Annotated in this window: 16 protein-coding genes; 14 read left to right on the plus strand and 2 right to left on the minus strand. The window is 48.4% G+C overall.

The window, feature by feature from the left end; all coding sequences use genetic code 11:
- The first annotated feature begins 150 nt into the window (after positions 1-150).
- Complete coding sequence (locus RYZ26_RS19360; RefSeq protein ID WP_317684905.1) at positions 151-921, plus strand: hypothetical protein; 771 nt, start codon at positions 151-153, stop codon at positions 919-921.
- A gap of 168 nt (positions 922-1,089) precedes the next feature.
- On the opposite strand, the gene RYZ26_RS19365 is transcribed toward RYZ26_RS19360, so the two are convergent.
- Positions 1,090-1,224 carry a hypothetical protein gene (locus RYZ26_RS19365; protein ID WP_317684906.1) on the minus strand — a complete coding sequence of 45 codons (135 nt, stop codon included), beginning with the start codon at positions 1,222-1,224 and terminating at the stop codon, positions 1,090-1,092.
- 33 nt (positions 1,225-1,257) lie between these two features.
- Between RYZ26_RS19365 and RYZ26_RS19370 the strand changes: the two genes are divergently transcribed.
- On the plus strand, positions 1,258-2,079 hold the full coding sequence (locus RYZ26_RS19370) for a phage capsid protein (protein ID WP_317684907.1): 822 nt from the start codon (positions 1,258-1,260) through the stop codon (positions 2,077-2,079).
- An 86-nt stretch (positions 2,080-2,165) separates the two neighbouring features.
- Positions 2,166-2,435 carry a hypothetical protein gene (locus RYZ26_RS19375; RefSeq protein ID WP_317684909.1) on the plus strand — a complete coding sequence of 90 codons (270 nt, stop codon included), beginning with the start codon at positions 2,166-2,168 and terminating at the stop codon, positions 2,433-2,435.
- An 80-nt stretch (positions 2,436-2,515) separates the two neighbouring features.
- On the opposite strand, the gene RYZ26_RS19380 is transcribed toward RYZ26_RS19375, so the two are convergent.
- Entirely contained in the window at positions 2,516-3,070 is a 555-nt protein-coding gene (locus RYZ26_RS19380; RefSeq protein WP_317684910.1) for a hypothetical protein, read from the minus strand.
- Positions 3,071-3,294: 224 nt separating this feature from the next.
- On the opposite strand from RYZ26_RS19380, the gene RYZ26_RS19385 reads away from it, so the two are divergent.
- The 11 genes from RYZ26_RS19385 (at position 3,295) to RYZ26_RS19435 (ending at position 10,355) form a co-directional block, all read left to right on the plus strand.
- Positions 3,295-3,864, plus strand: a complete 570-nt coding sequence (locus RYZ26_RS19385; RefSeq protein ID WP_317684911.1) for a phage connector family protein — start codon at positions 3,295-3,297, stop codon at positions 3,862-3,864.
- A complete protein-coding gene (locus RYZ26_RS19390) occupies positions 3,865-5,781 on the plus strand; it encodes a phage tail protein (RefSeq protein WP_317684912.1) in 1,917 nt (638 codons plus the stop codon). It abuts the gene before it with no gap.
- A 30-nt stretch (positions 5,782-5,811) separates the two neighbouring features.
- Entirely contained in the window at positions 5,812-6,663 is an 852-nt protein-coding gene (locus RYZ26_RS19395) for a hypothetical protein (RefSeq protein ID WP_317684913.1), read from the plus strand.
- The gene (locus tag RYZ26_RS19400; protein ID WP_317684914.1) at positions 6,664-7,038 is read left to right on the plus strand and encodes a hypothetical protein; all 375 of its coding nucleotides are present in this window, start codon (positions 6,664-6,666) and stop codon (positions 7,036-7,038) included.
- Positions 7,035-7,418, plus strand: a complete 384-nt coding sequence (locus RYZ26_RS19405; RefSeq protein ID WP_317684915.1) for a hypothetical protein — start codon at positions 7,035-7,037, stop codon at positions 7,416-7,418. The genes RYZ26_RS19400 and RYZ26_RS19405 overlap by 4 nt, the downstream gene beginning before the upstream one ends.
- On the plus strand, positions 7,415-7,816 hold the full coding sequence (locus RYZ26_RS19410) for a hypothetical protein (RefSeq protein WP_317684916.1): 402 nt from the start codon (positions 7,415-7,417) through the stop codon (positions 7,814-7,816). Before RYZ26_RS19405 ends, RYZ26_RS19410 begins: the two co-directional genes overlap by 4 nt.
- Positions 7,813-8,301 carry a hypothetical protein gene (locus RYZ26_RS19415; RefSeq protein ID WP_317684917.1) on the plus strand — a complete coding sequence of 163 codons (489 nt, stop codon included), beginning with the start codon at positions 7,813-7,815 and terminating at the stop codon, positions 8,299-8,301. Before RYZ26_RS19410 ends, RYZ26_RS19415 begins: the two co-directional genes overlap by 4 nt.
- Positions 8,298-8,735: a hypothetical protein gene (locus RYZ26_RS19420; RefSeq protein WP_317684918.1), complete on the plus strand. Its 438-nt coding sequence runs from the start codon at positions 8,298-8,300 to the stop codon at positions 8,733-8,735. The genes RYZ26_RS19415 and RYZ26_RS19420 overlap by 4 nt, the downstream gene beginning before the upstream one ends.
- Entirely contained in the window at positions 8,732-9,088 is a 357-nt protein-coding gene (locus RYZ26_RS19425; protein ID WP_317684919.1) for a hypothetical protein, read from the plus strand. The genes RYZ26_RS19420 and RYZ26_RS19425 overlap by 4 nt, the downstream gene beginning before the upstream one ends.
- 80 nt (positions 9,089-9,168) lie before the next feature.
- The gene (locus tag RYZ26_RS19430) at positions 9,169-9,516 is read left to right on the plus strand and encodes a hypothetical protein (RefSeq protein WP_317684920.1); all 348 of its coding nucleotides are present in this window, start codon (positions 9,169-9,171) and stop codon (positions 9,514-9,516) included.
- A 53-nt stretch (positions 9,517-9,569) separates the two neighbouring features.
- Entirely contained in the window at positions 9,570-10,355 is a 786-nt protein-coding gene (locus RYZ26_RS19435; RefSeq protein ID WP_317684921.1) for a hypothetical protein, read from the plus strand.
- Positions 10,356-10,458: the final 103 nt, after the last annotated feature.

Here is a 10,458-nt window from a genome sequence, read left to right on the forward strand (position 1 = left end):
TCAAATTACGCATAGACTTCTCCTCATAAAAAGAAGTCTTGAATCACATTCTACGCAATTTGTAAATCCACTTTGTCAACAGGACCTAGTTTAAGTCTTGATAAGCTTAAGCAAAATTTCAAAGAAAATGCGACCGAGAAGGATGCAACATTGAAATTGCCCCAAGACCTCACCGAAGCGGAACTCAAAGAGTTGATGAAGGCGCGGGAGAAGGCTTCCAATACTGAAAAACAGGCGATGATGGATCGAGAGCGAGAATGGTTTGAGTATTATTATGGAATTAACCCGGTTGAATTTGATGACACCGGGAAGATGATCCAGCCACAGCCCGTTCGCTCGATGCCCAAACAGCCTAGCCCGATCAAAACCATTGAGGGGCAGGATTTGGAAGCGGCGGTTTCTGCGGTGATTGATCAGTTGCCACAAGAGAAAGAAGAAGGTGATGTGGTCAAAGGCATTCAATCCGGTCTTAATATGCTGACCAACAAGGACAACCAGTCACCACTTCCAGGTGCTGCGAAACAGGTGAAGCTGAAAGAAGATGGCGTGGCCGGGCCGAAGACGTCCTTTGGTTTGAAAAAGGCGCTGGTGGAAAAAGGCACGGGTAAGGTCGCCGAAGCCTTGGCGCTGGGGCAGTTTAAGGAAGTGGTGAAAAAGGCGAAGAAAGAGGGGCCACAGAATTTGGCGGATGAACTCAGCCAAACCTTCTCCCCGCTTTTGCCGAAAAAGAAATCACCGAAAGAAGGCTTTCAGGTGGAAGGGCTTGCCTTGCAGGATACGCTCAATGACCTGGGGGCCAACCTGAAAGATGATGGCATTGTTGGGCAAAAAACCAGCGATGCGTTCACGCAGATCGTCAAAAAGACTGATGAAGATGACCTGACGGGGCGTTTTGCGTACAATCTCGGTTTTGATTTTTAAGCCGCAAACCCCTTGGTTTATCAGGCTTTGTGACAGGGTAGAGGGATCTGCCCTAAAAAAATATCCATATTTAGGAAAATAATCATTGACTTTGAGCTCCTTTTGTTCTACAAATGTTCTCAGTCAACAGGAGAAGTGTGACCAGAGTGTTTTTCTCCCGATGATTTCCTAAATTCCAAACATGAAATTCAGCTCAAACGGATAACCGGCTAGGTCTTTTGATCGATCCGGCCCGTTGGCATTTGGCTGCCCCTTTTCGGCGGATGATCCATCCATAACCGACAGGCGTGTGCGGCCCCCCACCCAACATATCAATTCAATTACAGGAGTGATGTAATGTCTACATCCGTTGAAAATTCGTTTATTGGTCATTATGTGGCCGAAGTTCACCTGCAATACCAACAGATGGGCTCCAAACTGCGCAACACGGTGCGCACAAAAAACAACATCGAAGGGGCGACGACCACCTTCCAGAAAATCGGTAAAGGCACAGCCAGCACAAAGGGTCGTCACGGTAAAGTGCCGATCATGAATATCGATCACGAACCGGTCGAATGTAAGCTGTATGATTACTATGCTGGCGATTGGATCGACAAGCTGGACGAGATCAAAACCAACATCAACGAGATGCAGGTGGTCTCGAAAGCCGGTGCTTATGCACTGGGTCGCAAAACCGACGAACTGGTGATTAATGAGCTGGATAAATCCACCAATTTCGCAGGCGCTGGTACGGACGGTCTGACGAAGGCTAAAGTGCTGGAAGCTTTTGAAATGATGGGTGAAGCGGATGTGCCGGACGATGGTGATCGTTATGCGATTGTCGGCTGGAAACAATGGTCTGATCTTTTGCAGATCGATGAATTTACCAAAGCGGATTATGTCGGTGAAGATGACCTGCCCTGGAAAGGTACTCAGGCCAAAAAGTGGCTGGGTACGCTGTGGATGCCACATTCCGGCCTGACCAAAACAAGCGATGTGCGTTACTGCTACTGGTACCACAAAACAGCCATCGGTCACGCCATCGGTCATGACATCAAATCTGATGTTTCCTGGCATGGCGATCGTGCAGCGCACTTTGTGAATAACATGATGAGTCAGGGTTCAACTCTGATCGACCCAACAGGTGTGGTTTCGCTTCGTTGTCTTGAAGCGGCTTAATCGCCTTTAACTTCTGTCTCCCTTACTTGTCCCCGTAATGCCGCTTTGTGGTGTTGCGGGGATCTTTTTTGAAAAGGAAAATCATTATGGCTTTTGAGTCTAAAAATCTGAGTGTGCTGGCTTATTCCAACGGCTTTACCCTGTGGCACTATGCGACAACTGACGTGGCAACCGATGTGGACACGTCCGGCTATTTCAACGATGCAGCGGACATGCTGCGCACTGGTGATATGGTTATGGCAAATGTGGATACGGACGGCACACCTGCCGCAGGCATCTTCCTGGTTTCATCCAGCACGGGATCAACGGTTGATCTTGCTGATATGACTGCTGTTGGTGCGACCAACACGGACTAAGGAACAGCAACCAGCGTCACCCCTGCGAAGGCAGGGGGCTTGTTTCAGATTCCTGCCTGCGCAGGAATGACGAAACGGAGTTAATCGTCCTTGTCGTCGTTGTCGTCAAGGTTCTCGAAACTAAATAGTTGCGGAGCCTTTTCGATGACGACGTTCAGGATTTCTTCCACCTTGCGCTGGTCTTCAAGGGCGGCGGCATCGACTTTGCCCTGCAGACGCTCATTGTCCAGGCTTTGTTTCATGCGATGCAGGTCTTTGAGTTCCTGAATAAACACATCGCGAGACCCCAAAGGCAGGTTCTTTTCAGAAATGTATTTGAGGAATTTAAGCGAGGCATGGATCGCAAGGGTGAGCTGACGCGCGCTTAATTCGTCGAGTTGATCCTGAAGGTCAGGGTTATCGCCTTCTTTTTCAGCGGATGTCAGGCGGCGCTGAATGATTTCATTGAAGCTTTCGCACTCAATGACCAGATCGCGAAATTCCAGATAGGTCTTGAACCCTTCCCCCGTCATGGTGGCTTCGGCATTTTGTGCCCAGCCGTCAAGCTCATTGGTTTTGTCTTTCAGACTGCCAATGAATTGGGTGATCTGATTGCGTTGTGCGTCGCGTTTGTTGCTACCGTTATTAACCAACATGGGTGCTCCAAGGCATGGCTATTCAACTTACTGGCTTGAAAACTCTTACCTGCCTTATAGAGAATCATACCTTATTCCGAAGGGCAAGTGAACTTCATATTATTTTTTTTATTTAATGAAAACAGTGACCTAGTTCACAGCCGCCATGTGGGTCTTATGAGGCGGCATATCTACAATAAAACACATAAAATTTGTAATATCTGTAATTGAAAGGAAACGGACCTATGTCTTTAACCAAGATCGGGTTGTGTTCGCGTGCACTTTTGAAGATTGGCGCGAATACGATCTCCTCCTTTGAAGATGGCTCAGCCGAAGCAGAAGTCGCCAATAACCTCTATCCTGGCGTCTGTGACAGCTTGCTTTCTTCCTATCCCTGGAGTTTTGCTACGGCGCAAAAACGCCTGCCACGACTGACCGCCACACCGATTGCGGATTTTGCTTACGCCTATCAATTGCCCAGTGATTTTCTGCGCGCATTGTCGGTGGGTACAGGTGGTTCGGGGCGCGGTGTGACTTATCGCATTCAGGAAAAGCGCCTGCATACGGATATGGAAGATGTGGTGCTGACTTATATTTTTCGCCCGGAACCAACGGAATTTCCGCCTTATTTCACCCAGTGCCTGATTACCCATTTATCGGCTGAATTCTGCCTGCCCTTGACAGAAAGTGCGTCACGCGGGGAAGCATTCATGCGGGTGGGGGAAAAGGAACTTCAAAAAGCGCGCAATATCGATGCGCAACAACAAACGCCGCAGTCCATCTCTCTGGATGGTCTGGTGGGAGTGAGGTACTAAATGGCACGTACACGCATTTCTAAAAACAGTTTTTCCGGCGGTGAAATTTCCCCGTACCTGATCGGTCGGGGAGATTTGAAAGCCTATGAAAACGGGATGCAGACCATGCGCAACCTGATCATTTATCCAACAGGGGGCGTTAGGCGCAGACCGGGGCTTCGCCATGTGGATACGGCCTTGGGTCCTGCCCGGCTTGTATCGTTCGAATTTAATATCGAACAAACTTATCTGCTGGTCTTCAGTGATATGAAACTGTCGGTCTATCGTGATGGGGTGAAAGAGGTTGAAGTTGATACGCCCTGGTCGGAAAGCCAGCTCAATCTCCTGACTTGGACCCAAAGTGCGGATACCTTGCTGGTGGTTCACCCTGATGTCAGTCCGCGCAAAATTACCCGTACATCCCATACGGAATGGACGGTGGCTGAATGGACGTTTTATGAAGATGAAGAGACCGGGAAAATTCAACAGCCCTATTATAAATTTTCTGATGATGACGTCACTATGCAGGCCAGTGCGACAACCGGGAACATTACGTTGACTGCAAGTGCGGATGTGTTTGTAAATGGCCATGTCGGCACGCGCATGCGCCTTGCGAAAAAAGAGGTGGAGATCACAGCCATTACCTCGCCCACCGTTGCCAGTGCGACGGTGAAGGAAAAAGACGGGCTGGTGAATACTTCTGACACCAAGGATTGGGAAGAACAGACTTATTCAGCTGTGCATGGCTGGCCGGTTGCAGTGGTGTTCCATCAGGACCGTCTTGTAATCGGCGGCACACGTGATTTGCCGAACCGCTTATGGATGTCCAAATCATCTGACCTGTTTAACTTTGACCTGGGCGAGGGGCTGGATGATGAAGCCATTGAGTTTGCCATCCTGTCAGATCAGGTAAATGCTATTCGCTCGCTCTTTTCATCGCGTCACCTGCAGGTCTTTACCTCTGGGGCAGAATGGATGGTATCGGGGGAGCCTTTGACTCCGGAAACCATTCAGCTGAAACGTCAGACCCGTGTTGGTGCGCCTATTGATCGCTATGTCCCGCCGCGCAATGTGGATGGTGCCACACTGTTTATTTCCCGCGATGGTCAGGATTTGAGGGAATTTTTGTTTACGGATATGGAACAAGCCTATCAATCCAATGACCTGGCCATGTTGTGTAAGCATTTGATGAATGACCCGGTGGATCAGGATTACGACAGTTATCGCCGTTTGTTCTATATGGTCATGGGCGATGGCACTATGGGGGCCTTAAGTGTCTATCGGGCGGAAAAAATTTCGGCCTGGTCGGTGCTGGAAACAAAAGGCACCTTCAAGAATATCGCTGTGGTTGGTCAAGAAGCTTATGTGTTGGTGGAACGAAATGGCCAGACCCTAATCGAAGTGTTTGATGACACTCTTTCTACCGATGGCGGCCTTTATGGGGAAGATGAAGATGGCTCCCTTACTTGGTCGGGTCTGGATCATCTGGAAGGTGAAACCATGCGCCTTGTGGCGGATGGAGCGGTCTATCCAAGCAAAGTCGTTGCGTCCGGGCAGATTGTGCTGGACCGGGAAGTCAACGCTTTGGAGGCCGGATTGGGCTTTACCCATATTCTGGAACCGTTGCCACCAAGTCCGCAATCAACCGGGCAGGCATCGCAAGGTGGTCGGGTGCGTCTGGTTTCCCTGACGTTTCGTCTTAAGGATACCCAGGCGTTAAAGCTGGATGTGGGGCGCGGTCCAAAGGATGTGCCTTTTAAACAATTTGGGCCGACAGGTGTCTTGGACAGTGCCCCTGAAAAATTTACCGGTGACATTACGGTTCGTGCGCTTGGCTGGCGCAAAAACGGGACAGAAAGTCTGTGGCGTATTGAACAGGATACGCCGTTGCCTTTCAGCGTGATGTCTGTCGTCGAAGAAATGACGGCAAACGCCTAACAATCACAATCAATTTGAGGAGTAAGAACGATGAGTGAAAGCATCGTAATTGGCAATTTGCGCCCCTGGACACAGGAGACGGGTGACGCTATTCAGACGGAGTTTATTTACCTATTCCCTATCTTTAAAGAGGGGGATCTGGAAGTTTATCTGGATGATGCCTTGCAGACGACGGGTTATAGCGTCGCGGGTGCGGGGCAAAGTGCAGGGGGCAGTGTCACTTTTGATACGCCACCCCAGGCAGGTGTGGTCGTCACCTTGCGTCGTCGTTTGGTGATTGAACGCACAAGCGACTTCGCAGAAGGGGGCGCTTTTCATGCCCATGTGATTAACCAGGAACTGGATTACCTTGTCGCGGTAGCTCAACAGAACGCAGATGATCTGAACCGTTCTGTTCTGTTGAACCCAACGGATGCGGATGCGGCTCTTGTTCTGCCATCCAAAGAAGACCGTACTGACAAAACATTGGCCTTTGACGGCAACGGTAGTCCGATTGCGGGTCCGGGGTCTGACGAAATTGCAGCCGCGCAAGCCAACGCAGAAACGGCAACCCAGGCTGCGATTGATGCGTCGGCGGCACAAGCAGCGGCAGAAGCGGCAGCTGAGTTGGCGGACTCTTTTAATCCTAATCTGTATCGAGCGATTGCAGATCAGATTGTGACCGCTGATGTCGCTGATGGGGCGATTACGCAGGTCAAAATCGATCCTACGGTTGCGCTTGGCGGGCCATCACTGGGGGCTGATTCAATTATTCGCACAAACGGGGATACGATTTCGGAAAATATTACAATCCCGACGGGAACCAATGGTGTTTCTGTCGGCCCTATCACAATCGCTGACGGTTATACACTGACGGTCAACGGCAACTACACGGTGGTTTAAATGGTAGCGAAATTAAAAACAAATGTCATCGAGGTGGACACCATTTCAAAGCAGGATGGATCCCCCGTTGATTTAACAGGTTTGTGTCCGGCCAAAGGATTTATCAGTTTTACGATGAACCCGCCAACCGTAAAAAACAGCCTCAATCTTAGCAGCTTTGTGGATGCCGGAACGGGACGGCCTGAAATGCACCATACAAATGCATATATCGGGGCAAATTACAGTGCGACGGGTGGGCAGCATCAAAGTGCTTTTTACGGATTTTTTGACACAGGCTTTACGGCAACACAGATCACAGGGCAATCCTATAATTACAACGGGGCGGCGCAGGATCTGGACAATGGTTCAATGACATTTCATGGAGATTTAGCATGACACTTTATGTTGATAGAATTGAAAAAAGTAATGGCCAACCTGTTGATTTGACAAATCTTCAAACGGTCAAGGGTTGGTGCCATAGCAACAATCAGACGCCAGTCATTAATGACAGCATGAATGTATCCTCTCAGACGGATCATGGTACGGGTGATTTTACCTATTATTTTATCAATAATATGGCTACGACCCAATATTGTGTCAGTTCGTTTGGTGGTAATGGGGTAGATAGTGCTACCTTGCGCATTGCGACGTACGAACAAAATTCGGTAATTGCTTCTGCGTTCCACCGCGTGTTGTGGGTTGCGACCAGTGCGGGATCTGGTGGTGCGGTTGACCAACAAATTGCAGCAATTAACTGGGTGGGAGATTTGGCATGACGTTACGTGTTGATCGAATAGAGAAAATTGACGGGACAAAGGGCGTTGATACTGATGTCGTTTATAGCGGGCTTGTGAAAGCCTGGATGAACTATTCTCAGTGGGACAGTGTCGTTGATGATAGCTTCAATTTTTCGTCTGTCATAGATCATGGCCAGTCCGACTTTTCACACAATTTGACTAGCCATATGGCAAACACAGGGTATTGCGTTCATTGCACTTGGGCTTATCAGGATGCAGATACAAGTTCTAGTGCTTTTTATTATTACCATGCCCCAGGGCAGCGTTTGACTTGTGCGATCAGTTATTCCCGTGTCAATCAGTTTGGCAGCACAGATAGTGGAATATCAAGCGATAGTCTGTTGTTTTGTGTTTCGCATCAAGGAGATTTGGCATGAGCAATCTTATTGCAAATAACATCAATGGATTAGCTGCGAACAGTTTTGCCAACTTGCTGCATGTTCAGGACCGAAAGCCAGCCGGGACGATTGGTGACAGTCTTGGCACGGGTATGAATACCCGCACAATCAATTCAATTCACTACAACGGTATTGCTGGCGCTTCCTTGTCCAGTAACGTTGTGAACTTACCCGCAGGAAATTATTTCGTTCAGGGTTTTTGCGTCGGTGATGTCATGGATCAATCAAAAGCGATTTTGTACAATCAGACGGACAGTACTGAATTGTTGATTGGCCAGTCTTTGCAGTCATATGATTCAGGGGGGGGGTCTTCCAATTATTCGGTTATGGGTATGATTACCCTGGCTGCGGCAAAAGATATTATTGTCAGGTTTCATGCTGGTAATGCCGGCTATGCAGGATATTCAACATCGGCTGGCACCGATGAAATATATCTGGATCTTATGTTTTGGAAAATTGCATGACACATTTATCAGAACTGAAACTTTATGAGCGGCTGGCGGTGGCGAAACAGCACTTGCAGCCTGTTCAATCAGATTATCGCATTGTTTTTGAAGCAGATATTGATCATCCGGCCAGTGTTCTTATTCCTGATCCAAACTGGATGGCTTGTGCGCTGAATGGGGATATCCTCCCACCCGTCAGTGTGTATCACGATCTGGAATATGATGAAGATGGTCGTGTGTTAAATGGACATATCCTGCATGATACCCCACCGATCGGGGCCATGACGGAAGAAGAAGCCATTGAATATCTGATTCAGAAAGACATTCCAGCTCATGTCTGGAATGTGAAAAACGGAAACTCGATCAAAATGATCGTCTGCCGCAAAGATCAACTTCCACAAACGCGTAACTGGCGCAACGCTTGGAAAATACAACAGGAGAAATCACAATGACCACAACCTTTATTCAAACTCAAACTGGTATGATTGAAGCGCAAACTGTATCAAAACCATCAGATCGATTGTTTCGGAAAGCCTGGCTGCTGGATGGCGCGGTTATCGAAGTTGATATGGTACAGGCCCGCGAGATTTGTCGTGAAAAGATTCGCACGGCCCGTCAACCTGAACTGGATCGTCTGGATGCAGATTATATGAAAGCATTGGAAGCGGGTGATACGGCACAGCAACAATCGATCGCTGCGCAGAAACAAGCCTTGCGTGATGCGACCAATGAAGACGCGATTGAAGCTGCGACAACGGCTGAAGAACTGCAGGCCGTAAAACCTGCCGGGTTGGATATTTCATAATATTTTCTTTTCACATTAATCACATTGTCCGGTCGTTTTCGCAGGTTCGAAAGCGGCTTTTTTTATGAAGTGGAGAGAGAATGACTGACGAGACGAAACCCAAACTCCGACGCAGGCGACGACGTAAAAAGCCAGGCAGCATCGAAGAAGTGCGCACGCTTTTGTCTGACCTGCTGCCTTCGCTAATTCAAAGTGCAACGGTGAGCTACGAAGCTTTTTCGGACGCCGAAGTGCCTGAAGATGCAAAGGGCTTTGCTGCGCATCATGCGGCGTGCAAGGCCGCCCTTTCCCATGTGGAATTGCTCACCAAACTGGTGCGCTGGGCGGAAAAAGAAGAAGAGGGGGCAGTACCGACTTTATCTGAAGATGAAGAAATCGCCGGTCTTCTGGCAGGGGCGCGTGCGGCCCTGCGGGAACTGGAAACTTAAAAAGAAATCGATTGCCACCTCATGAATTTGGGGTGGCTTTTTCTTTGGAGAAAATGATGAAACAAAATGAAATGACGGCAAATCCCGGATTCAAACGTCTCAGAAAACTGATGGATGATCCGCGCTATTGGCGTGATCAGGACCCGACGTATGTCGAGATGATCCGCCAGGGATTTCGCGACTTGTATGACAGCCCGGTCCAGGCCGGAAAAGTGGCAAACCAGATCGGTGTAAATGGACCTGTTCATGCACAGGACACTGAAGTTGGACATTTGACCAAAGGGGAAATTGTTATCCCCTTGAGTGCCCAAACTTCTGAATTGATGGATGTGTTGCAGAAAAATTTGGGCAATGATCTGGCTATGTATGTTGTGGGGTCTGGTTTTGAACAACGTAACCCGACAAGTGGATTGCCAGCTTTTGCGGATGACACCAGTTGGCACTTTGAAGAACGTGATGCGAAAAATGTTTATTTACCCGAGAACGTAAATGATGTGCGACGTTTTGGGAGCCGTTGGGAGGAATACCCAGCTTGGCAAAATAGATATCATGACAATGGAATTGGTAAACCAGAAAGAAAATTTGTTAATCCAGATGGTCGTGAAGCTATTTATGACGGAGACAGCGGTGAGTTAATTACGGACAGGAAATTACGGGGAACTTTCAACTATGCAGTTCCGTCAAAGCTGCCGGACGATTTTACTGACATTGAGCAATCCACAAGGTTTTTTAAAAGCAATTGGAAACATTTGAAGGATGACATTATTCCGTATTGGAGGCATGGTAATGATAGAGGCGATCCATCACCTTTATGGGAAAGGATGCAGATGAAGTTTTGAAAATTTTCCCTCTAAACTGTAGTAGTCGCGACTTGATCTGACACTTACCCGCTTTGATGCGGTGACTGTCAGGTCGGGTTTAATCTATAAACTTTTCCTGCCA

Source organism: Terasakiella sediminum (assembly GCF_033100395.1).
Classification (GTDB): Bacteria; Pseudomonadota; Alphaproteobacteria; order Rhodospirillales; family Terasakiellaceae; genus Terasakiella.